Source organism: Shewanella sp. HL-SH4, from assembly GCF_051164845.1.
Lineage (GTDB): Bacteria > Pseudomonadota > Gammaproteobacteria > Enterobacterales > Shewanellaceae > Shewanella > Shewanella glacialimarina.
On the sequence record NZ_CP195037.1, the window covers coordinates 2,221,132 to 2,246,626 of the forward strand.

Sequence of the window (25,495 nt, forward strand, 5' to 3'; positions counted from 1 at the left end):
GCTTAAATAAAAAGCCCATGTAATTTGAATTACATGGGCTTTTTAATAAAGTGCTAAATCATAATATAGCCAACTATTCTGGCACTTCTTGCTTCACCACGGTTTTACCACCGCTATGGCCTAAACGACGCTCTAAGTAGTTAAGGGTTTCTTTTGCGGTCACATCTAATTGCCAAGGCGGATTAATAATCCATAACCCTGCCGCAGTCATACCAAATTCATTACTGTCAGGTTTAATTGCTTGCTCTACTCGTAGTTGATTTCTAATGCCGCTGTTTTTAAGTAAATTGAGCATAGATTCCGTTTGTTCACGCTTAACCACCGGATACCACAACATATACACCCCAGTCGAAAATCGCTTATGGGCTTTAATGATAGATTCCGCAACATCAATATAATCAGATTTAATCTCGTAGCTCGGGTCGATTAATATCACCCCACGGCGCTCTGGCGGTGGCACTGCAGCGATTAAACCTTGTAAACCGTCACCTTTAAGTACTTTTACTTGCCTATCTTTAACAAAATATTCAGCTAATAAATCGTGATCAGTACTGTGTAACTCGTGTAATAGCATCCGGTCTTTTTCACGTAACTCGGCATCGACAAAACTGGGCGAGCCAGGGTAAACCGTTAGCTGATCATATTCAGCGTTAAATACTTTAACGGCTTCGACGTAATCTGCTAATGCAGCGGGCAGATTGCTGGCCTCCCACAGTTTGGCCACACCTTCTAAGTATTCACCGGTCTTTTGAGCAAACTCATCGGTTAATGAATAAGCACCCGCACCAGCATGGGTATCAATATAGGCAAAAGGTTTATCTTTTTTCTGCATTAATTTAAGCACTTGCAGTAACATTGAATGCTTTAGTACATCGGCATAATTGCCAGCGTGATAACCGTGACGGTAACTTAACATGAGATATTCCAAAAAAAGTAGCAGCGTGGACTGCAAGATAATCACATTATAAGTTTTATCTTGGCTAATACCAATCAGCTTAAGCACGGTATAGGTATTCACTGCGGTAGCCTTTTGGCATAATAGACTTATTCACCCTAAATGTAGGCAATACAGTGACCGCGATTTATTTCAATCAACAATACCCAAGCCTTGTCGATATTTGCCAACGATGGTCACTGCACTATGAACCAAGCGCACCCTTTGAGCTGCGTTTCGAGCAAAATCAATTAACCTTACACAAACGTGACGAGCCAAAACTCGACGGCATTCTGGTCGATTTTGTTACGGGTGCCGTCGCCCATAGGCGTAAGTTTGGCGGTGGCCGTGGTCAGTCAATTGCTAAAGCCGTCGGCCTTAAGCAAGGTGTCACCCCAACCGTGGTAGACGGTACAGCAGGCTTAGGCCGTGATGCATTTGTACTGGCCAGTTTAGGCTGTAAGGTGATTATGGTTGAGCGTCATCCAGTGGTCGCAGCATTATTAGAAGATGGTTTACGCCGCGCCTATGAAGATGCTGAAATAGGCGATTGGATGACGGAGCGCATGAGCTTGTTTCATGGCTCGAGTATTACCGCATTAGCAGATGCAGCCAAAGCTAGCGGCACAGAAATTGATGTTGTCTACCTTGACCCTATGTACCCGCACCGTGAAAAGTCTGCCCAAGTGAAAAAAGAAATGCGCGTATTTCAAACCCTAGTGGGCGCAGACTTAGATGCCGACAGCTTACTCAAACCAGCAATATCAATAGCCACTAAACGCGTGGTAGTCAAACGCCCTGATTACGCCGAAGACTTAGATGGTGTTAAGCCCTCAATGGCCATTGAGACTAAGAAAAATAGATTTGATGTATATGTGAGATCGGCAATGAAATAGCGACTATTTAAGTGACCGCTAGAGTATTGGTTTATAAAGACATTCCTGTAGTTCTAATAGGTAACTCTTTGAAGATCATTTGCAATAACGCAGAAGACACAGTCAATTCCATGATGCTAATGCCAGATTTAACACCAGCCTTGGCGCCACTGGGAAGGCTGCTTTAAATCACGCCAATTAATCTCATATTCATTATTGTTGTAAACCGCTTGAATGACGCAGCGAATGACTTTTTTATCGTCATCAAATTCAACGGCGGTCACGGCAAAATGTTTTTCTCGATTCACTGGCGACGTTGCCGTCCATTTGCTCAAAAGCAGTGCTTTTGGATTGATTTGATTCATGCAACCACTCCTAAATGGCTCAATTGCGCCCACATTAATAAATGACACACCAATACCACCGAGGTTATTTTGGCCCGCATTTGTTGGTACTCTTTGCTTAATAACGCCCAACTTGGTAACCGCTTTTGCAGCAATAATAGCCAAACAAAACTGCCGGCTAACCACAGTAAGCTAAATTCAACACTAACCCACACCCCAAGTGGTAAAGGTAAAGTCACCAGCACGACAAGCCACGCCTGAGTGAGCGACTGGCTTCGAGCTGTCGACTCTTCTAACTGGTCAACGTTATTTTGCTGATGTTTTGCGCCTTGTTTTGTTTGAATATTGAGTGGAGCTTGCCACAAACTGCCTGCCACAAAGCTTAAAATGCTGACACTATAAATAACAAAAGCCTGCAGTATCCACGGTGTCTCGCTAAAAAAATAGCCGCCGGTTAAAATCAAAAAAGGTAATAAGCCTAAATAGCTTAGAGTCACATGATGGGTTGAGTGCATAGTTGATTCTGCTCATAAAAATTTGATCATTCAATACGTGCATATTACATAAGTCGATCAGCTTAAATTCAGCCACAACTTAGGCAGTGGCTGGGCAATGACAGCAAAACTACCCTAACTCAAAGGCATCCATTATGGATGCCTTGTATGTGATTCAACTTTATCTGGCATCAAACCAGTTAATTAATATTATGGACTAGTCGCCACAACAAAATCGCCATCGGCTACAGTGCCATTGGTTACTGTCACTGCTTGTATATCGGCTTGGATAAAGAAAGGTAGCCCAACATCGTCTGGGTTGTTATTGGCATCAGGATCATCATTTTGAGCGACACAGGTGTAACCCACACTGTAGCTACCAGCAACGATGAAACCAAATTCATAGCCTTGGCCAATGACTTGGTTACTTTGATCCATAATATCGTTCACTCTTGCAGCTGCAATAGGCGCAATTTTTGGCGCCACAACGGCATCACTTCTAAAATCGCTCATATTATCAAGCGCAGTTGCAGCGGAATATAAATAGGCAGCATGGCTAAAGATACTGCCACCGGCAGCAGCTTCGCACTGTGTCACAAGTTCTGATGGGATATTGCCTTTAATTGCGCCGACTTCTGCATTGTTATATAGCTGCACTGATGCTGGCTTTAGGGTCCAGTAGTCTTTATTTCCTTTAGGGTCTTGTAAGCCGCTATTTAAGTCAAATTCAGCAACAAAGCTGTTGGTACCGGCTGCAATAGTAAATTTCTTATTAAAAAATAAACGCCCAGTATCAGTATCGTCTGCACCAACACCGCCACAAGAGCCATTACTGTTGGTTGTTAACCCATGGAGATTATCATCCATGGTTTTAACATAAGAGCTATCGGCATTGGGCGTTTCACTTCTTTGCATGTAAATACACATTTGGTATTCGCCAACAGGAATACTTTGGCCGCTCACTAAGGTTTCAACTGCAGTACCTTGAAATTCGAGTAGATTGACTTGTTTTAATGCCCCATCGTCAGACACGTTAAATGAAATACTGCCAGTACTGCCTTTCAGTACCACTTGATTAAAAGCGATAGTCACATCTTTAGCGTCACTTGGGTTATCTGACACGCCTAAGCTAAACACTCCCATTTGCTCCGCTGGGGTGTCGTCACCGCCGCCACAGGCGACAAGTAAGCTTGATAGGGAGAGCGCTATCAGGGTTTTCGCTGTTTTCATCATGGACCTTCTTATAATTAGGGGGTGAGGTTGTCGTGTGGAACAGTATAACTGATCATAAAAGTTAACTTACTGTATCGAGTATTATTCTATTTGCAAGTGTCAATATTTTGAAATATGTCAATAACTTAGCTATATATTGCGGCGTAAAGATAGATAGTTTTTTATTGTTATTAAACTCATGGGGATAGAATTGTGTTTACCGCGTCTCGTTGGAACATCTATACATCGGCCTGCGGCAGGCAATAAGCAACCCATGAAGTATTGGGCTAAGTTAATCGACCAAACGTGGACTAATATCTATATAGTTTGCTGGACATAATTAAAGTCCAGTCGTTGGTTCAAGGCCAATTTTCATAAAAATACACTTTCTAATCCCATTTTGTCCAAAATCCTGTTAGTGCTGGTAACACATGGGCAGTCTTTTTATGACGGTATGTATAGCATCTTATGCGAATTAACTAATGTGAAACAAAGTTGCTCTTGCAAAAGCTACTGACTGGCTACAGGTAGAAATAGTCACTGACAATGTGCTTCGAAATGATATTAGTGTGCCCCATAGGATTATTTAAACTCCTCTGCCTTCAAGAAATAATCTTAAATGAGCCTCAACATTAAATGCTGGAATATCATCTCTTAGTCCAGATTGTTTAAACATCAGATAAGTCGCGATAGGGCCAATGAATGATGTCAGTGTCAGCATTGGGTGTTCATCTTTTAGGTGGCCTTGTTGCTGATGAAAACCGACGAGTTGGATCATTTTTTGAATATTACTGAGTAAATTGGTCATCGCCTCTTTGACTTCTGGGTGGCGGGGGCTTTCCTGCAAGGTACGAAAAACCACATCTCCATGGGCCTCAAAAGTTGCAACATAAGCCGTCGCTAGCGAGGATAGATCAGCGAGTAGTACTCCGGTCATTTTAATGTTAGCCAAAGGTGTGTCAGCTAACTGATGATCGACAGCTCTTGCGAATAGTCCCGCTTTACTATCGTAACGGCGAAATAGTGTGGCCTCGTTTATACCTGCTATCTTGGCAATTGCTTTTGTTGTTGTACCCACGTAACCATGGGTCATCCAGTCATGGATTACGGTTTCAAATAGTTTTACTTCATCAATTTTTTTTGGCATGTGCCCTCCAGCAGATCGGTGGCAGTATAAATTATGCGAGTACGTACTTGCAAAAAAGAATACCCCTGCCATAATGCAAGCGATCACTTGCATATAGAGGCGTAATCATGACAGCAGTAACCAGACCTAGAAAATCAGACATTATTTATAAAAGTCTTGGTGCCAATGAGCAGGCGATCATCGACAAAGTCGCTATTCCTTGGTTACGCAGGCTGCTTATTCACGCGGTTGCGCAAAAGATGAAACTGCAATTTACCGGTTGGTTACAGTATTTGATGCTAGTGCCTGCAACGCTGGGGCTATTTATATTTGTTGGGTTATTATATTTATTGGGTTTGAATACCCTTGCCAATGTGCTGTTGGTGTTACCACTGTTGTTGTTAACCATTATTGTGTTTGATGTGATTACATCTCGATTTCACATTCGTTTTCCTGAAGCACTACCAAAGCCAAGAACTGAGGATGTGTTTACCTTAATAAAACAGCGACGTTCATGTCGCTCTTACCAGATTCGCAAGTTAACCTCTGAGCATGCTCAGGGGTTGGCACAGTCGGTTAGCACGCATTTGAATGCACCCAAATTAGGTAATGTGCCTATTCGTTTAGAATGGGTGGAAGCACCTATCACCGTGTGGCCAGTTGTGAATGCTCGTCACTTTTTAGTGGCTATTGCGCCAGCAGAATACGATAGAAGTGCGATTTTAGATATTGGCCGAAGCTTGCAAAAAATCGTTATTGATGCGACTAAAATGGGACTGGGTACTTGTTGGATTGGTCCTGGGGCCGATCATGTCAGTGTCAAATCGCATCTTGGAGATCGTTTTAATGCAGATAAGGATGCCATTATTTGCCTGTGTGCGGTGGGTTACCCAAGCGGGTATATTCCTTTATTTATTCGCATATTCAACGCACAGTTTCATAAGCGTTTACCTTGGTCAGCGTTATTTTTTGCCGATACAGAAATGTCACAACCGCTTGATATGAAAATACAACCTTGGTCTGACTTTGCTGCTTGTTTTGAAAGCTGCCAATGGGCACCATCCTCTTATAATGGCCAAACCACTCGATGTGTAGCAAAGCAGATACCTGAGGGTTTTCAGGTTGATTTTTATGCCGTGACTTCATCGCGCTATTACGCCGCCGTAGCCATTGGTATTTGGTGCGGCAATTGGGAGATGGGTATCGATGCCTTAGAAATGAAAGGTCACTTTATTCAGCAAACAGAGCTAAACGGCAAAAGTGATCACGGCCATGAAAAACTGCCACACTATGATATTAGTTGGGTTAGCGATATTAGTTAGGTCAGTCGACAAACTAGCATATTGGCTTATTTGAATGAGCCAATATAACGACATCAGTGATTTATAATGGCTTGCTAGGCAAAATATATATCCACTTATTCCAGGTGCTTAGTGAGATAATCAGTGATATTGTGATGCTTTGTATTTGGCGACATTTTAGGCATTATGATTAAATATTTAATGGACTACCTGCGGATCATTTTATTTGTGTGTGGGGTATTAATTGGTATTCAGGTTCCCGGTTTTGTTGATCAATATGGGCAACGTCTTGAGGCGCATCAATTAGAAGCTAAATTGAGTTTGGCTGAATTTCAGCGCGATGCTGATCGCTTTTTTGGTGGCGACTTCAATAAGCTAATTAGCCACTATCGGCAAAACAATGATCCGGTTGTTAATGCTGGTGGTGAAAGTATTGAGTCTATTTATCAACGTTATGTGTTGTTAACCGAGGCGCTTACTCAGTTCCGCCTACACAGTTACAGCCCCTATCAACAGCTTATTCTGGCACCGCAACATGACATTCAAGTTGAGGTATGGAAAAACTATTCCCATGTGATTTTATTAAAGCCCGAGGCGATTGCTATTGGCATGTTGCTAGGGCTGTTATTTGCCGTGCTATGTGAATCTATATTATCGATTTTGTACTTGGGTTGCCGTAAGGTATTTGTGTCAACTTAACCTTTTGTTCTGAACTTACTGTGTCAAGATGACATGGTTAACTTACCTAGGCCTGACTTGGCCCGAGTGTTATGACTGTTCAACCCATATGATGCACTTCGGGCCGATGTTATTCGCCTGAAAAGTTTCTATTACTGACACCCGATTTCATCTCATAATCGATGCAATCACTATAGGTAGCACAACGTGTAGTGGGCAGTGTTAGTCCTCTATATTAATTCTAATATTGTCGGCTATTGTTTCAAGTTGAGTGATTAACAATGCTTGGGTAACGTTTTCTGGCAGCCTTAAGTTGAGCTTGGCGCTGTATACGGTTTTACCAATAGACGTGACTTGTACTCGGTTACTTTCTTGGTGTTCAACACTGGCTTCAAGTTCAGACAATATTTGATTTATATCGTGGGTTAATCCTGCTCGGTCATTACAGTCTAAGGTTAAGGTAAACTCGGTGCAAAGTGGTAGGTTTTCATGCTCGAATTCGGCATAAACGAAGGTTAGCTGAGGAAATTTTTGTGCTAAATGTTGTTTAAAAATCAATTCTTGTTCTGTACTTATCATAACCCGCATCATAGCCGTGAATTGACCGTCGAGCTTGATGACTTTAGTGGTTTCCCAACTGGCACCCATTTCGCGGCTGACCTGAGCTAAAGACTGTAAAAGGTTGGGTTGTAAAGCCCCTAGTACTGTAGTGATAAATTTATGTTTCATGTAAGCTCCCCTGTTTGTTGCGTCTTACTTCAGGTTACCGATAGTGCACAAACTAATCTGTGGTTAACGACACATTTTCATCAAATAAGCGCACTTTTGGGTTAACCTGCACACTTTAATAGTCGGGTGATGATAACGGGAGTTGCGTGTTTAAAACGCCAATGGCTAATAATATCGCTTGAAACTATTAACAAATCATATTGAGCGATTGAATGACTCTGAGTGGCTTCATCTTGGTACTCAGTATCTTTTAAAAATAACAGGATTAATTCGCCTTCACGCTGAATTGTGGATAAACAGTCGGTGGTTAATTGGCATTGGGTTACCTTAGCCTGATACGACCCTCTACGAACCATGACATTAAAATCTAACACCTGTGAACCAATCAGTTCACTGTTAATAGACCATTCGCCTTTAAAAGCATAAGGCCTACTTGTTTGGGTTAAGTCTATTGCAGGACGGCTAGCTGAAGGCTTGTTAGTCGCAGAGTTATCAGTAAAAGTTAGCCTTAACCCGTTACCTTCAAGTAGTGATAAGTGACGATCGATACCCTTAAATATTGAAAAAGGTCCATTGGTTTGTACTCTTGCCATGCTGATCCGTACATCAAAGTTATCTAGATCAGCATCTAGGGGCCAAATATAGCGCTGAAATGTACTGCCTAAGCCATTTTTCCACGGTGTTGCCTGGCATTGACTGAATTTGAATAGCATTTTAGTCGGCTTATGTTGCTTGAGTAGAGCTTCAAAATAGGCGTAAATCTTTGTCTGTACAAGTTGCTATTGAAATATAAGTAATCTGCGTTATTATCAATAAATCGCCATGTTAAATTTAAGTATTCTTATTGTTAACATCTCTTTTCGAATCTCGCCGATTTCAACGTTTAGCGAGCTTGAATCAAACCGTGCTTATCCTGTCTATGCGCGAAGGCTTTATTGCACTTATTCCTTTTTTTGTAATTTCTTCGTTAGCTTTTATGCTGATCGGATTACAGCCTTTATTGCCCGATTTTGCGGGTAAAATAGCTGTTTTTTCTGCTTTGTACACAAGTCACAGCTTAATTATGGCCATCTCACCTTTAGCAATTGTGATTTCGCTAAGTTACCACCTTTCTAAAAATTTAAGAGTTAACACTATAGTGGGCAGTATTTTGGCTTGCTTATGTTTTATTACCCACAGTAATTATCTGATTAAAAGTGATTCTGGCTATATGCTAAGCTCTGTTTGGCCTAACTTTTACTCCATAGTGATTCCACTGTTGGTGCCGTATTTAGTGCGTTTTTTTCTTGGTTTTAATGGATTGAAGCTAGTTAGAGCATCAGTGGCAAGCTCATTTTTAATGAAGCACTTAAATCTTATTCTGCCTTTCTTTTTAGTGTACCTCACGCTGTACTTAGTTTTACCGATTATGGATTTGTTGATTGGTGATTTGACTGCCAATTTGGTGACCTTTGTGACTGGATTGTCATTAGAGGTGCAAGGCTTTATTCGGTTGTTAATCATACATAGCCTTTGGTTTATCGGGGTGCATGGTGATAACACTTACTTAAGTCTTTTTTCAAATGCGCTGATGTCAGAATCTTTTGTTGCGGGCTTATCTTTAAACAGTTTTTACAACAACTTTGTTATTGTGGGGGGCTCAGGCTGTTTATTGTCTTTGGTGATTGCAACCTTGTGGCGTGGTCGTTCGTTACAAGAGTTAACGCTGATGAAAGTGTCTTTGCCTTTTAACATGTTTAACTTCTGTGAGCTAATCGTGTACGCATTGCCGATTGTGTTTAATCCGGTTTACTTAATTCCCTTTATTTTGGCGCCAGCGGTTAATTTTATTATTTCATATTGGGTACTTGGTTTAGGTTTCATTGAATTTACCTCTCAAGAAATATCTTGGATGACCCCGGTGTTTTTGAACAGCTGGTTAATCAGTGGTGACATTAAGGCTGTGCTATATCAGGCCTGTTTAATTGTGTTGAATGTGTTTATTTATCTGCCATTTGTGTTGTTTTCCAGCAGATTTGCCAATAATGCCAACTTAATAGAAAAACTCAGTCATAAATTAAAATTTACTGATATCCATCAATTAGATGCAGAAGCGCGATACAGCACTGAGCAGCGAGATTCAATTATTCATATTACAGAATTGAATCAAGTATTACACCAGATTGACAATGGTAAGTTGATTTTATATTACCAACCTAAAGTGGATATAAATCAGCGTAAGGTAATCGGCTTTGAGGCGCTGCTGAGACTGGAAAATAACCTGGGTGAAATTTCTGGCCCCTGGTTTATGGATATTCTTGAACGCAATAATTTAGTGTCGATGATCGATTTTTGGGTGGTTAATAGAATTAAACATGACCTCAAAAAGCTGGCAGAAAATAGTATTAGGCCTTTTGTGTCGATTAATCTTCACCCTTTGTCGTTATTAGAAGCCTCAATTATACAGGGATTAGATGAACTCAATCGTTTGTATCCACATCAGATACAGTTAGAGGTTTTAGAGTCTGGTTTTAAAGATGACAGTCCCCAGGCTTGGGCGAATTTAGCGCAATTACAGCGCAAAGGTTTTAGTGTTGCCATTGATGACTTTGGCCGAGGGTTTTCTAACTTATCACGTTTAATTAAGTTATCCCCTAATGATATAAAACTTGATCGCTCGATGTTATTGGCGACAGATTCTGCCGACGGGTTACTGTTATATAAGCATATGGCGGCTTTATGTTCCGAATTAGGTTATCAATTAGTTGCTGAGGGCGTTGAAACCGAGGCTGAATTAGCGATTGTACGACAAGCAGGAGTGTATTGTGTACAAGGTTGGTTTTTTGCTAAAGCTATGCCAATAAATGAAGCTATGGCGTATCAATTTCCGCCAGAGTGAGTATAAAACTAAACATAGAAATAAGCATAAGAAGTGACTATTTATCGATTGTTGAATGCCGTTAATATTACAACGGTCACGTTATATATGATCTAAGGGAGTTCAGATGTCAGAAACGTTAAAAAATACTATTCCACAACAAGCATTTGATTGGTATGACGAATATGCCCATGGGGGCATGGATCGTCGCATGTTCATCAAAAAGCTCGGTTCGCTAGTCGCGTTGGGATATTCCATGAGCGTGCTGACGTCAGCTTTACTGCCCAATTATGCTTTAGCAGAGCAGGTATCTTTTAATGACGCTGCTATTAAAGCCACTTATGAGATCTTTGATTCGCCGTTAGGGTATGGCAAAGGGCGCGGTTATTTAGTGACGCCGACAGATAAAACGGGTTTATTACCCGTGGTGCTGGTGGTACATGAAAACCGTGGCCTTAATCCTTATGTTGAAGACGTGGCTAGACGTTTAGCCAAAGCGGGCTTTGTTGCATTTGCCCCAGATGCTTTGTTTTCGTTAGGCGGATACCCTGGGAATGATGATGAAGGGCGGGCGATGCAAGCAACATTAGATCGCGCTAAAATTGAACATGACTTTGTTGCTGCGGGCAAGTTTTTAAAAGCTCATCTAAACAGTAATGGCAAGTTAGGCGCTGTTGGTTTCTGCTTTGGTGGTTATATTGTGAATTATCTCGCCGCTGTTGATGCTGAGCTTATTCAGGCGGGGGTGCCTTTTTATGGTACTCCAGCGCCCAAAGAGCTGCGCAAAAATATTAAGGCACCTTTAATGATGCAATTAGCTGAGCTGGATGAAAGAGTGAATCAGTCTTGGCCTGAGTATGAGCAAGATTTAAAAACTTTTGATGTACCTTATCAAATGCACATGTACAAAAATGCTAATCATGGTTTTCATAATGATTCTACTAGCCGTTATGATGAAGCTAATGCTGAGTTAGCATGGCAAAGAACATTGGCATTTTTTACTCAGCATTTAGCATAAGTGATTAATCATGTTTTCAAACTACATGTGAATAGCTGTCGGGTGCGAATACCTTTATTGACTAAGCCTAGTTTGAGCTATCGCTTTAATGTATAAAAAAGAGGCTCACATAATGTGAGCCTCTTTTTATTTAGCTATCCTAAGCTGAAGTTAACCAGCTTACTTTAGTGGTTTTCATTTGCTCAAAGCTAATGACTAACCTCTAACATGACCGTTACCAGACACTAAAAACTTTTCAGCGGTTAATGCTTCTAATCCCATAGGACCATAGGCATGTAGCTTAGTGGTGGCAATACCAATTTCGGCACCTAAACCTAGCTGACTACCATCAGAAAAGCGAGATGAGGCATTGACCATTACAACCGAGGCATCAACACTACGCTGAAAACGTTGAGCACGCTCAGGGTTTTCAGTACAAATGACTTCAGTGTGATGGCTGCCATTTTGATGAATATGATCTAAGGCCTTATCCATATTATCGACCACTTTAATCGCGATTTCTAAATCAAGATACTCTTGACCAAAATCTTCATCAGCCAATAAATTAGCTTGCTTAAAGAATGGCAGGCTGGTGGCACAGGCGTTGATGGTAACCTTATGTTCAGCTAGGTGCTTTGCCACTAACGGCATAAAGTCGTTAACAATTTGCTGGTGAACCACTAAGCCTTCTAGTGCATTACACACCCCAGTACGCTGGGTCTTGCCATTCAGCAAAATATTGATGGCTTTGTCAAAATCAGCATCTTTGTCAACGTACAGATGGCAAACACCTTTAAAGTGCTGAATAACCGGTACTTTACTGTTGTCTGTGACAAAGTTAATTAACCCTTCGCCGCCACGGGGAATGATCACGTCAATCAGGCCGCGTTGATCCATCAAATCCATTAGCAGTTGTCTGTCAGCATTAGGTACCACACTGATTAATGCTTCAGGTAAGCCGAACGAAGCTAAGGCTTTTTGTAAAATAGTCGCGATAGCTTTACTTGAATGAATCGCTTCTTTACCGCCGCGTAAAATAATGGCATTACCTGACTTGAAGCACAGGGCACCAGCATCTGCGGTCACATTGGGTCTTGCTTCATAAATCATACACACAACGCCTAAAGGCATGCGCATTTTACTGATTTTAAGGCCGTTAGGTTGCTCGCCGATATCACGTATTTTACCTACTGGATCCTCAAGCTTTACAATGTCTTCTATACCTTTAGCCATCAGCTCAATGCGATCTTCATTTAGCAATAAACGGTCAAGCATTGCACTGGCGACATTATCTTGCTTAGCGCCATCCATATCTAACTTATTGGCTTCAAGTATGGCGGGTGAACCTTTACGCAGTTCGGCGGCCATGACTAACAAAACCTTATTCTTTGTAGCTGTATCTAAATTTGCTAACACGCGTGCTGCTTGTGACGCCTGCTGTGACATAGTTGTCATTAAATTCATGTGTTCTCCAAAACGGTTAAATGCTCTTTTGCGATAATAGAATTGTCTTGAGAAAAATAGCCGTCGGTTGTTTTTATATCGTCTTGCTCTTGGGCGATATAATTTAATAAGCAACTACTGTAATTCGTCATGGCTTTAGCCACTCTAGTGCCATCATCTGTGGTGACTAAAATGGTGTCTCCTGCTGAAAACTGACCTTTCACTTCAATAATATTTTCGCGGGTCAACATATCTTCATTGTCACCAAACGCTGTGGTGGTGTCATTAATGATCACTTCGCCACGTTCGCGAACTGTGTGAGTCATCCAATGCACTGCGGGTGATAATGGCTCGTTGCTAGGTAAAAAGTGAGTACCAGGATTTTTACCTTCAAGTAACTGGTTAAAAGAGTTAACGTCAAAACCATTAATAATGAAGGTATCAATACCATGTGCGGTGGCTTTTTCTGCAGCCTCAATCTTAGTTTGCATACCACCTGTGCCTGTTGAGCTTACTGCTCCACCTGCCATGGCATATATTTCCGGTGTGATGACATCCACTTGCTGTAATAATTTTGCATCACTGTGGCTGTGTGGGTTTTTATCATAAAGCCCATCAACATCAGTGCACATAATTAAAGTATCAGCATTAATGGCCGCGGCAGCCATTGCGGCGAGATTATCATTATCGCCCACTTTCAACTCTTCAGAGGTGACAGTGTCATTTTCATTAATCACTGGCAGTACGTTATATTCGAGTAATGACTCGATAGTTTCTTTTATACTGACATAGCGCTCGCGGTTACATAAGTCGCCTTGAGTCAGTAATATTTGTGCCAGTGGCATATCAAGCAACTTAGCCCATATTGCCATCATGTCGTTTTGACCCGCGGCGGCCATGGCTTTCTTCAATGCTTTTGAAGGGTTCTCAACATTAAACCATTGACGACCCGCAGCAACAGAGCCTGAAGATACTAATATGACTTGCAGGCCTTGCTTACGGCAAGATTTAATAAAGTCGGCAATGTTTTTCAGGTATTTAGGACTGCAACCGTCACTGCCTGGGGCAATTAATGCACTGCCCACCTTGATAACGATCCGTTTGTTATTACTTAAAGACATACTTCCTCTTATGATGTGCTTTCAATCAATACTTGATTAACTTCTTTAAATTGGTCAGTTATTTTCTTTGAAGGCTTTTCGCTCCAAAGACTAACAAGCCATATGCTGAGTGCACTAATTAAAAACCCAGGTAGCATTTCATACACTAAGCTACTGAGTGTTGCGCCGCCTTCTAACACAGGCGCATAAATCCAAAATAATACTGTTGCTGCACCAGTGATAATTCCGGCTAGTGCACCACTATAAGTGACGCGTTCCCACAGCAGGCAGAACAAAATTAACGGACCAAATGCGGCACCAAACCCTGCCCATGCATTACTGACAATGCCAAGAATATTGCTAGAAGGTTGCAATGCCATGACTGCCGCTATTAGTGCAACGACAAATACGCATCCTCTGCCCACATTCACTAAGTGTTTTTGCGACAGCTTTTTTTTACTGTAAACACGGTAAATGTCTTCGGTGAGTGAACTTGATGACACTAAAAGCTGTGATGATATTGTGCTCATTACCGCGGCTAAAATAGCGGCTAATAAGAAACCACTAATTAGTGGGTGAAATAAGACGTTTGAAAAGAAAATAAATATGGTTTCAGGATCTTTTAAATCAACATTATATTTATTCACATACGCCACCCCAGTTAGCCCTGTTGCTAGCGCACCCACAATGGTAACCGTCATCCAACTCATGCCAATGCGTCTTGCCGTTTTGATATTCTTAACTGTATCAATTGCCATAAACCTAACAATAATGTGTGGTTGACCAAAGTAGCCTAGGCCCCATGCTAAGCTGGATAATAATGACAATACGGTCAGGCTTTCAAGACTTTGACTGAACGAGGGGATCTCTTCTAGTGAGTAAGCCATCATGGTTTCTGTGCTTTCAAAATAAGTAAAAGCCACCACGGGCACCATAACTAGCGCGATGAACATAATCACGCCCTGCACAAAGTCAGTCAGACTTACCGCAAGAAAACCACCTAATAAGGTATAAGCTACCACCACAAACATGGTAATGAAAACGCCTAGCTGATAGTCGAGCCCGAATGCTGATTCAAATAGTTTGCCGCCGCCAACTAAGCCTGCAGAGGTATAAAGCGTAAAGAAGATAATGACGACAATCGCAGATACCAGCTTAATAATGCCATCTTTTTTGTGAAAACGTTGGCCAAAGAAATCTGGCAAGGTTAACGCATCATTAGCGACTTCGGTGTATACACGTAACTTAGGGGCGACTAACTTATAATTTGCCCAGGCACCTACAACTAAGCCCACAGCAACCCAGATGGTGCTAAAACCAGAGACAAAAATAGCGCCGGGTAAACCCATCAGCATCCAGCCGCTCATGTCTGAGGCTCCAGCGGAAAGTGCGGTTACTTGAGGGCTGACTTTTCTGCCGCCCAACATGTAATCAGATAAGTTAGAAGTGGATTTTTTAGCGGCATAAATTCCGATGCCTAGCATTAACATAAAATATAACGTTAATGTGAAATAGGTATAATTCATTACTTTCCTGCGTTATTGTTTGAGTTCGACTTATATATTGTATACAAAGGGCTAAAAACATAAGTCGCAAGAATTAACCAGAAACAAAGGAGTTCCATTGAGTTCTTAGCGATTCTCTTAGGCTTTACTTTTGATTTGAAGATTTTTCTCATAAAATTATTGCGTTTCATATGATTCACCACGAATGATTAGAGTACGAACCATTATGATACGTTGTTAACGGGGAAGATCAACCCATGTTGGTAACTTTATGACAACTATTTCGTTTTAAAATAAACAAAATAGTCTGTTTATGAGTTATTCAGATTTTGATAGAATTGTAATTATTAGCGTTGAACAGATAGTTGGGGTGAATAAGTCCGATGAAAAAGTATGAAGAGTTACTGGTCTCTTTGCGGCAGGTAATCCGCGCGATTGATTTGTATTCAAAGAAGTTATCTAAAGAGACTGGCTTAACAAGCCCACAACTATTGGTCTTGCTGTCTATTGCGGAACATGACGGTGCTATGGTTAAAGAAGTGGCTAAAACCATTAACTTAAGCTCAGCAACCATTACCAGTATTGTCGATCGTTTAGAAAAGCGAGGGTTGGTGACGCGTACGCGTTCAACCACAGATAAGCGCAAGGTGGGGATCAGTTTAACTGATCAAGGCAAAGAGATAATTAAAGACTCTCCTAAGCCTTTGCAAGATCACTTCATTGCCCGCTTTGAGTCAATGCAAGAGTGGGAACAGTCGCAGATGTTGGCGACCATGCAACGAATTTCAAGCATGATGGATGCAGAAAAGTTAGATGCATCACCTGTTTTAGAAGTTGGGCAAATATATCAGCATGAGCATTAATAAGATTATAGAGCTAACAATTCAATGTTAAGTTAGCTCTATATAGCCGTTTTAATCATGATTAGAACGGTATACTAAGACGCGATATTCCCTCAGAAAAAACTAACTTACCTTTACTGTACACCGCTTCAATAGACAGTGTCTGAGCATTCAATAAATTAATATCGCCGTCCATATCAATAGCTACTCTGCCTTTGTGTGTCAGCCTTAATATATTTGCCGGTGACTCAGTTATTGAGGCTAAAGCAAGTTCAATAGGCACGTCGAATAGATTAACAGCATCAACCATAGCTTGATGTAGGCTACTAACTTGGCCCATCTGTAAATCAACTAGGTTACCTTTAGTATCAAATACCGGCAGACTAGCATTACCATCTGAGCTCATAGTTAGCTGGCTAATTGGAGTCTGTTTGTCTAGTGCTAATGCTAATGCTTTTGCAGCGGGAACTTCCCCCTGTTGAATAATTTGTGCCGTGGTGCTGGTGGTGAAGTCAATAAACCCACCCTTAAGGGCAAACTCAATCCCTGCCTCTAACAGCGCTTTGCTGCGGTTAATATGGGTTGGGTAGTACTGGGTAATGGGGATATCAAACTGACTAATCACCTGTTCAAGTAAATCGAGTTTACTGGGCTCATCCCCCACATGAATACTAACAATCCCGACTTTACCAGCCAGCATGCCAGCTACTCTTGCTTCTGATGTGAGTCGGGCCATTTCGTGTGAGGTTATTTGCGAGCTGCGATGATCAGCAATAGCCACTTCACCGACACCAATAAATTTATCGATCAGCATAATGTCATGCTTAACTGATTGGGTAATGGTGACCATAGGCAAGTGGTAGGAGCCGGTATAACAAAATACTGATAAACCTTGCTCTTCTAACGCATATGCTTTGGCGAGAAGATTTTCTAAACTGCGGGTTTGAGCATCAGTCCCCAGTACGCCTATCACAGTAGTTACGCCGCCTTTAATGGCATCGTTTATATGCATTTCAGGGGTGCGAGTCGTGTATCCGCCTTCGCCACCCCCACCGGTAATGTGCACCAGTGAGTCTACAAATCCTGGGGTTAATAGTCGTCCTGTTGCATCAATGACTGTAATGAATGAATTGGCGGTGAGTTCAATATTATCTTCAATGGCAATAATTTTACCGCCGCCCAACAGAACATCTTTTTTACCCAGGTACATTGGGGCATAAACTTGTGCATTTTTAAATAATTGCATGAAAACCCTTAGCTAAAATTGATGCTGACGGCAACAATCATAAACGTGATCGAAATGCTGACCAGCAGCAACATAAATCGCCATATAAATTTGGCCCAAACAAACCAATCTACTTTAGCGACACCAAGACAGCCAATCAGCGCGGCAGATGTTGGGATGATGATATTGGTTAAGCCGTCACCTAATTGAAAGGCTAATACGGCAATTTGACGGGGTAAGCCTAAAATATCAGACAATGGCGCCATAATCGGCATAGTTAACGCAGCTTGGCCAGAACCCGATGCGATGAAAAAGTTAAATATGGATTGAAATAAGTACATAAAAACCGCTGAAACGGTTTCAGGTAATTGTCCTAAAAATAGACCAGTATAGTGCAGCAGGGTGTTTAATACAGATGGAGTGTCCGCTTGATCGCCGCCTAATATAATCACGATACCCTTGGCCATGCCGACAATCATTGCCGCCGGCAATAATTCTTGTGCGCCTTTTTTAAAGGCATTGGCAACATCATTAACTTTAAGGCGTTTACTGAGAATGGCGATTAAACCTATCGCACAACCTAAGGTAAAAAACTGACTTGCCAGTTCGGGAATATAATAACCTCTGGCAATAACACCCCAAATAACCCAAACAATACCCAGCATAAAAGTGGTGAGAATAAGGCCATCGGTTAAATTGAATTTAACTTTTACCTGCGGCTCAGTTGAAATAACGTCTTCGCTAAAGCAGGGTGATAATTGAGGATGTCGTTTTATTTTTTGGGCGTAGTGCATAGTAAATGCAACACCGACAGAGGTAAAAATAAACCACATTATCACTCTAAACTCTAAGCCTGACATTAACGGAAGGTCAGCAATACCCTGAGCTATTGCAACACTAAAAGGGTTCATCCAAGATGCGGCAAAACCAATTTGAGTCGCCACATAAGTGACTAAAATTGTCACAATACCGTCGTAGCCTATGGCGCGCATTAAGGGTAACAGCACAATACAAAAGGCAATGGCTTCTTCGCCCATGCCAAATATCGCACCGCCTGCAGAAAATAATACAAATAGAATAGGAATAAAAGCCAGTTCAAACTTTTGGGTTTTAGCGATTAACGCCAAAATACCATTATCAACCGCTTTGGTTTGCATGATGATGCCAAAGGCGCCGCCAGTAATAATGATAAACATCATTACTCCAATGGCTGAGCCCCATTTGTCACCTGAAACCATGCCTTCAAAGGCAAAATTGAGAAAGCCAATTTCACCCTGTTCGGCAAATAAAGGCACACCCTGATAGTCGCTGGCAAACTGAAAGCTACCGGCAATTAATGCTGATTTATTGGTATCAGGATTGATAGCCACTTCAAAAAAACCTGCTGGGACAAAGTGGGTGGTAATTGCGGCAAATAACACAACAAAAAACAAGATGATGAAGGCATCTGGCATTTCTCGAGCTGTCTGTAACTTCATATTGTTATACTTTTTATTTTGGTGATAGAAAATGTAGGCCGTGCTATGCACGACCTACATGGCTTAAGTTATTTAAAACTTAAAAGTATAACGTACATTCCAGCGGCGTCCGAGCCAATCATGTACCGAGCTGGCATAGCCATTAGTAGGTGAAGAAGCATAGGGTGGCTCTTCATCGGTTAGGTTGCGGACCGATAACAATACAGTGTGATTTTCGTTAAGTTCATAGCCAATACTGGCGCTAAAGGTTAACCAATCTTCAACGGTTTCATTATCAAACTTAAAGTCACCGTCACCCATGGAGCTAATGTAATGACCTGAAATGTTGGCATTCCAGTTATCAACTTCCCAGTCTGTGCCTAAATCAATAACACGTTCAGGGCGCGCGGTTTCAGATGCACCACTGAGCTTGCCTAATAAGTCTTCAACAGGACTAGTCGGTGTCACTTTGCGTTCAAACGAGAAGGTTTCGGTGCCAGCTACATAGAACTTAAACTCACCTATTGTTTTGGTGTCTAAGCGATAGTTAACGTTATAATCTAAGCCGTCAGTACTTTGATTGCCAACGTTAAAATAACCTGTGCGTAAGAAGCTAATATCACCTCGTCCATCAACGACACAGCCAAAATTATCGCCTAATTCAGCAATACTACCGACCACGTTAGCAGGATCTTTAATACAGGCATCCAAAGTGGTATTCGCGTCAATATCAACAATGTCGTCATGCTCATAGCGCCAATAATCGACAGTCAATTGCAATTCATCGGTCGCATTCCAGGACATGCCCACATTAATCGCTTGCGACTTTTCTGCTTCTAAGCCTTTATTGCCTATGGTTTCTTGGTCAAACTCTAATTCGCCTAAATCGGCACCAGCTGTGCCACATAATGCGTTATAAGCTTCATCTGCACCGCAATTAATATATTGGCTGCCTAATGAAGTACCTGCCCCAAGTTGCGATAACGATGGCGCTCTAAACCCTGTACTCCAAGATGCTCGTAATACCAGCTCATCGATTGGGTTATAACGTAACGAAACTTTAGGGTTTACATCACCACCAAAATCACTGTAATGGTCGTAACGTAAGGCTGCTATTAAGTCGAGTGATTCAGCTAATGGAAAGTTAAACTCACCATAAGCAGCGTATTGGGTGCGATCTGCGGCGGCGTCGCTGGCGCCCAAGCCAATGATTTCATTATTAACGGCATTCACTGAAGGTTTATCAAAAATATCTTCTTTTCTGAACTCGCCACCAAATACTGAACTGACCGTACCCGCAGGCAGCTCAAATAAGTCTCCAGCGAAGTTAAAATCGAGTGATAAAACTTCAGACTCACCCTGACGCACGCCAGGATCTCGTAATGCCGCTATTTGGGCTGCACTGCTATCTTGACCTAAATTAAATGGATTAAAGCTATCGTTTGCCACCGCTGCATCTAGACGATTGGCATTCATATAGCCAGATACGTTTTTAATTTCATTGGTCGATTTTCCGTAGCTCAGTGCCGACTCAACACTCCAATCGGCAATATCCCCTCGAATACCGGCTAGCATACGATAGCTTTGGGTGTCATATTCTTGAATTCGACGTTCAGGAAAACGCGTTCTTACAGTGATAAAATCACTCACGCTGCCATCTAGCATATCGATATCTTGAACGTATTGAGGAACATTTACCGAATCACCGGCCACATAAGCCGTGTAGCCAGCTGGAGCTTCATAGGATGAGCCGTTATTTTGTTGAAACATGCCTTCAGCAAAAAATTCTAAACCACTATCAAGTCGATAGATATGATTCAGTGTAGCGCCTATGTTTTCATAATCAGGTTGAATGGCGCGTTGGATCACGTAGTCATAGTTACAACGACTACCGCTTTTTTGAGTGTCGTCACCGCACCAGTTTTCTGCGTAGTCATCACCGTCAATTGACATACGCGTATTAGACTCATATGTCACGTTAACCGGTCTATCACTGTTAAAAATTGGATTGCGCGTAGCATAGTCAACCACAATGGTTGTATTACTATTAGTGGTTTCAAACCCGCCCGCATAGGTCAGATTGGTTTTACTGGCATCGTGGTCTGAAGTGTCATTACCATATTGTGCACTTAATTCATGGCCGACAAAATCTTTACGTAGGATAAAGTTAATTACCCCAGCTATAGCGTCAGAACCATAAATCGATGAGGCGCCATCGGTTAACACATCAATCCGTTCGATTGCAGTAAGCGGGATGGAGTTAACGTTCACAAATGAGTCAGAACCGTTTGAAAATGAATCCACTGCAACACGTCGACCATTGACTAATACTAGGGTAGAGCTTGAACCTAGCCCTCGTAAACTGACCCCTGAAGCGCCAGCAGGAGCGCCATCTGCTCCTGCTACGCCGCCAGACTCAGAGAATGTTCCAGCGCTCGATGCCTGGGGTAAATCACGTAAAAACTCACTGACAGATCCATAGCCTTTTTTGGCTATTTCATCCTGGCTAAAACTTTGTAAAGGGTTAGCCCCTTCCATATCGACGCCTTTAAGGCGTGATCCCGTCACTTCAACCCGTTCTACGGTCTGTTCTGGTTGTGATTTTTCTAATTCGTTGGCAACGGCTAAGGCAACAGGTGATAACGCCATGCCAAACACGGCGCATAAAAGTACTGAACTTCTCATGGTAAGCTCCCGATAAATCTCTAATTGTAATTTTTAGACGTAGCTACACTGCGCGTGAGTCAATACGCTTGGCATTAATAAATGTTTGCAGGCAGTACAACGTCAATCAAATGATTGAGAGGGGAGTAAGACGGCTAGACAAAACTCCACCAAACACTAACGTGTTCAGTAGGTTATTCGTCCCACCATTCAGACAGATACCAATTACGGAAGTGGTATCTTTGGAAAAGAGTTGCTGAAAATATCATGTTATAAAAAATAATCTTTTGTTGTTGATATGTTAAGAGGCTATCCGTAATATGATACTTGAGTCAATACGTGGCAGACACTTTTTTTTGAGTGCAACCATGAAAATTATTTCTAAAATTAAATTATTTATATTTTTTAGCACCTTAGCTTTTAGCTCATTACTGCAATTATTGTTTGTTGGTAATGTATGGGCAAATCAAGACGTTTCACCAAAGCTAGAAAAACCATTATCGCCTGGGTTTGATTTGATGTTAGTTGGGGGCGGCTTAAAAACCTGTAGCTCACTTTCACCTCATTCCTGCGTCGACAGCATCACTTTTTCACCTAATGCCAAATTATCAATTCAATATCACTTCAGTCTTGATTGGCTTGAGCGAGCACTTAATCATTTTAGCTTGCAAACATTATCTTTAAATCAAACGAACAATCTGCGCAAAGCCAGTCGAAAAGCAGCAAAAAGCAGCGTTAATTTAAACCAGTTAAAAGATGCTGTGTATCAGGTTGATAAGCATTTATTGGATGAGTTAACCGATCAGCAATACTATGCTTTACTCGATTTATTAGAACAAGAACAACACTCTATTGATGGCCGCCCCTTGCAAGAACAAGTCAGGATTGATGCCACAACCAAGCCTTATGGTCCGGCTATTTATCGACTATTTACCTTGCAGGCTTTACTAAAAAAACAGCTAAAAAATCCCGATGCGACACGCCCATTAATTGGTATTGTAACCGCTTCTGCCCGAGACCCGTTTGAGTCCATTTCTTTCTACACCAGTGCTTTTGAACAAGCTGGCGCTGATGTTATTTGGCTGCCCTTAGATGCGGCTTTGCAAGCTGGTATACATCATGATCAATGCGAGAAATTACCAATGTTGCGTCAGCAACTACAAGGCAATTTTGATAAAGCTCGGCTTTATCCTGAACACACGCAATTACAACAACGCCTGTGTGAATCACCTGAAAAATTGTATAAGTTACTGAAAAGTATTGATGGCTTATTTTTAAATGGTGGCGATCAAAGTTTAACCTTAACAGCATGGTTAACGCCGGATAAAAAGCCGTCTAAAGCGTTAACTGTGATTAAAAATCGCTTGGCCAATAAACAAATCGTGATTGGCGGGACGAGTGCGGGCACTGCTGTAATGACAGCTAATAATATGATCACTGGCGGCACTAGTGACGGCGCAATTCAGCATGGTGTATTGAGTGCCACACCACCGAGTGAGCGATGCGAAATGAATCAGTGTGATGGGGATATCCCCGCAACGGCAGTGACCTATCGTGCAGAGGGTGGCTTGGGGTTATTTCCTTTTGGGATAATGGATACGCATTTTTCTGAGCGGGATCGCCAAATAAGATTGTTAATGCTAACCGCCTCCACTGATAGTGAAATGGGATTTGGTGTGGATGAAAATACCGCACTGTTAGTCAATATTGCTGATAAACATCTGTCGGTTATTGGTGAGCATGGTGTGTGGGTTATCGAACAAACTCAAGCCCGTAAAGATGATAATGGCAAATCGATATTTAAAGGGGTGTCTCATTATTTAACTTCAGGCAGCCAAGCCGATATTGATAACAAACAGCGTCTGGCTAATATTGAATTCGCCAATCGGGTGGTTTCAGTTAATATGGCTGCCAATTATCCAGCTTACCAACAGTGGGTTGTGCAAGCTTGCCGTGAGGGACGCTTATCGCGCAAACTTATCGATGATGTTGAACTTATCCTCCTCCCAAGCTCAACAACTGGGTGCCAATCAGTGCTAAACAATCAGCAAAGCTATCAAGGTATTAAGCTATTATTGCAGCAACAAGATGATTAATGATCACCTAGCTAAAACTGTTAAGGTAATAATATAAAAGTGTTTTAGCTCAAATACAGAGAAAGTCATGCATAAAACCGCAAGAACGCTTCATCAATGGTTGATGTTATTTTTAGGGCTGCAATTTGCGATATGGTCGGTCACGGGCGCTTATATGGTCTATATGGATATCGATTTTATCCATGGCGATGATTTGGTTATCACCCCGCAATCTAAAGTGCAGCCCGCCCAGATGAATTATTCACTGCAACAGCTCATTCAAGCTTATCCCCATATTGACAAGATCAGTGTCGATACCTTGTTAGGTGAAACTGTTTATAGGCTGACCTTAGCGGATGGCGAGCCCACTAAAAAATTAGTCATTAGCGCTAATAGCGGCCAAGTGTTATCACCATTATCAGAGTTAACGGCCGTATCAGTTGCGCAATACTTTTACACGGGCAAGGGCGATGTTGCCGAGGTGACGCTGATTACCGACAATCCCCCTTTTGAGTTAAGCCCACGCCATTTGCCAGCATGGCGAGTCAACTTTAATGATTTTGGTGCCCCGTCGCTTTATGTTTCGGCACAAACTGGCATCTTGGTGGGCAAGCGCCATGAGTTTTGGCGTTGGTTTGATTGGATGTTTAGGTTTCATATTATGGACTACAGCAGCGGTGAAGATATAGATAATATGCTGCTGTTTTGGGTCGCCTTGCTAGCCAGTGGTGGGGCACTGACTGGCATGGTGTTAGTGTATTCAGGGTGTTCAAAGGCCAGTTTACACGCCGTAAAAAAAGCCGCGTTCAACGCGTGGGAGTTGCCTAATGCGTTGGATTAGAAAATTGCACAAATGGGCGTCGGTCATTGTCGGGATTCAGTTTGTGCTGTGGTTAGCCAGTGGCCTGTATTTCAATTTGATGGATCACACCAAAGCGGCAGGGCTAAGCTATTTTAGTCAGGATATGGTTCAACATCAGCTTGATATGACTCAGTTGATTGAGCCTAAAGCTGTACTTGAACAACATAGTGATAGCATGGCGTTAGATACGGTATTTTTATTGGCTAAGCCCTATTATTTACTTAGCCATCAGCAAGGCTTGTATGCGCATTCTTATCATGAATACACCTTGGTCGATGCCTATAGCGGTGAGGTGGTCACTCTTGATGAAGAGCTGGTAACAAGGTTAGCGCAAGCGTCATATACAGGTGAGGGCAAGGTAGCCGAACTCAAATTACTCACCCCACCGATTAGCGATTTTCCAAAACAACAAAACCCCACATGGCAGGTCAACTTTACTGACGACATCGATACTCAAGTGTATGTTGAGGCGCAATCTGGGCGAATAGTCGGCCACAGTGATCAGCATAAAAAGTTAGCCGATATCTTTTTTATGCTGCATTTTATGGATTATTTTAATGAAGGTAGTTTTAATAATCTGCCTATGATGTTGATGGCCTTTTTCAGTTTGTGGTTAACCGTTACCGGGTGTTATTGGTGCATTGATTTACTTCGAAAAGGAAAATACCGCCGCAAGCGTGGTACTCGGTCAAAGCCCGCTGCGATAAAATTGTTATAGTTATTGCTAAATTAGGCATTTGTCACACAATGACAACAATAAAAAAGTTATCATCAG

The 25,495-nt window shown here is 41.9% G+C and carries 22 protein-coding genes; 9 read left to right on the forward strand and 13 right to left on the reverse strand.

Features of this window, described 5'->3' with window-relative positions; translation table 11 throughout:
- Positions 1 to 73: 73 nt before the first annotated feature.
- Complete coding sequence (locus tag ACRWQL_RS10735; protein ID WP_434953363.1) at positions 74 to 916, reverse strand: 23S rRNA (adenine(2030)-N(6))-methyltransferase RlmJ; 843 nt, start codon at positions 914 to 916, stop codon at positions 74 to 76.
- A 155-nt stretch (positions 917 to 1,071) separates the two neighbouring features.
- On the opposite strand from ACRWQL_RS10735, the gene ACRWQL_RS10740 reads away from it, so the two are divergent.
- Positions 1,072 to 1,830, forward strand: a complete 759-nt coding sequence (locus tag ACRWQL_RS10740; protein ID WP_434939450.1) for a class I SAM-dependent methyltransferase — start codon at positions 1,072 to 1,074, stop codon at positions 1,828 to 1,830.
- Between the two features lie 128 nt (positions 1,831 to 1,958).
- Here the strand turns inward: ACRWQL_RS10740 and ACRWQL_RS10745 are convergent, their stop codons facing one another.
- From ACRWQL_RS10745 to ACRWQL_RS10760, 4 genes are all read right to left on the reverse strand, one after another.
- Complete coding sequence (locus ACRWQL_RS10745) at positions 1,959 to 2,174, reverse strand: TIGR02450 family Trp-rich protein (protein ID WP_226412539.1); 216 nt, start codon at positions 2,172 to 2,174, stop codon at positions 1,959 to 1,961.
- A complete protein-coding gene (locus ACRWQL_RS10750) occupies positions 2,171 to 2,668 on the reverse strand; it encodes a DUF3429 domain-containing protein (protein WP_434949881.1) in 498 nt (165 codons plus the stop codon). Before ACRWQL_RS10750 ends, ACRWQL_RS10745 begins: the two co-directional genes overlap by 4 nt.
- Before the next feature lie 189 nt (positions 2,669 to 2,857).
- Positions 2,858 to 3,877, reverse strand: coding sequence for a DUF4382 domain-containing protein (locus tag ACRWQL_RS10755; protein ID WP_434953364.1), 1,020 nt, complete (start codon positions 3,875 to 3,877; stop codon positions 2,858 to 2,860).
- 568 nt (positions 3,878 to 4,445) lie between these two features.
- Complete coding sequence (locus ACRWQL_RS10760; RefSeq protein WP_434949883.1) at positions 4,446 to 5,006, reverse strand: TetR/AcrR family transcriptional regulator; 561 nt, start codon at positions 5,004 to 5,006, stop codon at positions 4,446 to 4,448.
- Between the two features lie 107 nt (positions 5,007 to 5,113).
- Here ACRWQL_RS10760 and ACRWQL_RS10765 point away from each other — a divergent pair, with 107 nt between their 5' ends.
- Complete coding sequence (locus ACRWQL_RS10765) at positions 5,114 to 6,307, forward strand: nitroreductase family protein (protein WP_434949885.1); 1,194 nt, start codon at positions 5,114 to 5,116, stop codon at positions 6,305 to 6,307.
- 165 nt (positions 6,308 to 6,472) lie between these two features.
- Positions 6,473 to 6,985 carry a DUF2937 family protein gene (locus tag ACRWQL_RS10770; RefSeq protein ID WP_434930924.1) on the forward strand — a complete coding sequence of 171 codons (513 nt, stop codon included), beginning with the start codon at positions 6,473 to 6,475 and terminating at the stop codon, positions 6,983 to 6,985.
- A gap of 201 nt (positions 6,986 to 7,186) precedes the next feature.
- On the opposite strand, the gene ACRWQL_RS10775 is transcribed toward ACRWQL_RS10770, so the two are convergent.
- Both ACRWQL_RS10775 and ACRWQL_RS10780 read right to left on the reverse strand, forming a co-directional pair.
- Positions 7,187 to 7,693, reverse strand: a complete 507-nt coding sequence (locus ACRWQL_RS10775) for an ACT domain-containing protein (protein ID WP_434949887.1) — start codon at positions 7,691 to 7,693, stop codon at positions 7,187 to 7,189.
- 101 nt (positions 7,694 to 7,794) lie between these two features.
- On the reverse strand, positions 7,795 to 8,406 hold the full coding sequence (locus ACRWQL_RS10780) for a HutD/Ves family protein (RefSeq protein WP_434949889.1): 612 nt from the start codon (positions 8,404 to 8,406) through the stop codon (positions 7,795 to 7,797).
- Positions 8,407 to 8,537: 131 nt separating this feature from the next.
- On the opposite strand from ACRWQL_RS10780, the gene ACRWQL_RS10785 reads away from it, so the two are divergent.
- Both ACRWQL_RS10785 and ACRWQL_RS10790 read left to right on the forward strand, forming a co-directional pair.
- Positions 8,538 to 10,571: an EAL domain-containing protein gene (locus tag ACRWQL_RS10785; protein ID WP_434949891.1), complete on the forward strand. Its 2,034-nt coding sequence runs from the start codon at positions 8,538 to 8,540 to the stop codon at positions 10,569 to 10,571.
- A 106-nt stretch (positions 10,572 to 10,677) separates the two neighbouring features.
- The gene (locus ACRWQL_RS10790) at positions 10,678 to 11,568 is read left to right on the forward strand and encodes a dienelactone hydrolase family protein (protein ID WP_434949893.1); all 891 of its coding nucleotides are present in this window, start codon (positions 10,678 to 10,680) and stop codon (positions 11,566 to 11,568) included.
- Between the two features lie 195 nt (positions 11,569 to 11,763).
- Here the strand turns inward: ACRWQL_RS10790 and ACRWQL_RS10795 are convergent, their stop codons facing one another.
- The 3 genes from ACRWQL_RS10795 to putP are packed head-to-tail and all read right to left on the reverse strand — an operon-like array spanning position 11,764 to position 15,616.
- Positions 11,764 to 13,011 (reverse strand): glutamate-5-semialdehyde dehydrogenase, encoded by a 1,248-nt coding sequence (locus ACRWQL_RS10795; RefSeq protein ID WP_434949894.1) that lies wholly within the window; start codon positions 13,009 to 13,011, stop codon positions 11,764 to 11,766.
- Positions 13,008 to 14,111: a glutamate 5-kinase gene (gene proB / locus ACRWQL_RS10800; protein ID WP_434949895.1), complete on the reverse strand. Its 1,104-nt coding sequence runs from the start codon at positions 14,109 to 14,111 to the stop codon at positions 13,008 to 13,010. The genes ACRWQL_RS10795 and proB overlap by 4 nt, the downstream gene beginning before the upstream one ends.
- An 8-nt stretch (positions 14,112 to 14,119) precedes the next feature.
- Positions 14,120 to 15,616 (reverse strand): sodium/proline symporter PutP, encoded by a 1,497-nt coding sequence (putP, locus tag ACRWQL_RS10805; RefSeq protein ID WP_434949897.1) that lies wholly within the window; start codon positions 15,614 to 15,616, stop codon positions 14,120 to 14,122.
- A gap of 362 nt (positions 15,617 to 15,978) precedes the next feature.
- Here putP and ACRWQL_RS10810 point away from each other — a divergent pair, with 362 nt between their 5' ends.
- Positions 15,979 to 16,458 (forward strand): MarR family winged helix-turn-helix transcriptional regulator, encoded by a 480-nt coding sequence (locus tag ACRWQL_RS10810; RefSeq protein WP_434949899.1) that lies wholly within the window; start codon positions 15,979 to 15,981, stop codon positions 16,456 to 16,458.
- Between the two features lie 61 nt (positions 16,459 to 16,519).
- Here ACRWQL_RS10810 and iadA read toward each other — a convergent pair whose 3' ends face one another.
- The 3 genes from iadA to ACRWQL_RS10825 form a co-directional block, all read right to left on the reverse strand.
- A complete protein-coding gene (gene iadA / locus ACRWQL_RS10815; RefSeq protein ID WP_434927524.1) occupies positions 16,520 to 17,683 on the reverse strand; it encodes a beta-aspartyl-peptidase in 1,164 nt (387 codons plus the stop codon).
- Between the two features lie 8 nt (positions 17,684 to 17,691).
- Positions 17,692 to 19,140 carry a putative basic amino acid antiporter YfcC gene (gene yfcC / locus ACRWQL_RS10820; protein ID WP_434949901.1) on the reverse strand — a complete coding sequence of 483 codons (1,449 nt, stop codon included), beginning with the start codon at positions 19,138 to 19,140 and terminating at the stop codon, positions 17,692 to 17,694.
- Positions 19,141 to 19,212: 72 nt separating this feature from the next.
- Positions 19,213 to 21,804, reverse strand: a complete 2,592-nt coding sequence (locus tag ACRWQL_RS10825) for a TonB-dependent receptor (protein WP_434949903.1) — start codon at positions 21,802 to 21,804, stop codon at positions 19,213 to 19,215.
- A 347-nt stretch (positions 21,805 to 22,151) separates the two neighbouring features.
- Between ACRWQL_RS10825 and ACRWQL_RS10830 the strand changes: the two genes are divergently transcribed.
- The 3 genes from ACRWQL_RS10830 (at position 22,152) to ACRWQL_RS10840 (ending at position 25,438) form a co-directional block, all read left to right on the forward strand.
- Positions 22,152 to 23,879, forward strand: a complete 1,728-nt coding sequence (locus ACRWQL_RS10830; protein ID WP_434949905.1) for a cyanophycinase — start codon at positions 22,152 to 22,154, stop codon at positions 23,877 to 23,879.
- Between the two features lie 67 nt (positions 23,880 to 23,946).
- Positions 23,947 to 24,699 carry a PepSY domain-containing protein gene (locus tag ACRWQL_RS10835; RefSeq protein ID WP_434949907.1) on the forward strand — a complete coding sequence of 251 codons (753 nt, stop codon included), beginning with the start codon at positions 23,947 to 23,949 and terminating at the stop codon, positions 24,697 to 24,699.
- Positions 24,686 to 25,438, forward strand: a complete 753-nt coding sequence (locus ACRWQL_RS10840) for a PepSY domain-containing protein (protein WP_434949909.1) — start codon at positions 24,686 to 24,688, stop codon at positions 25,436 to 25,438. Before ACRWQL_RS10835 ends, ACRWQL_RS10840 begins: the two co-directional genes overlap by 14 nt.
- The last annotated feature ends 57 nt before the right edge of the window (positions 25,439 to 25,495 follow it).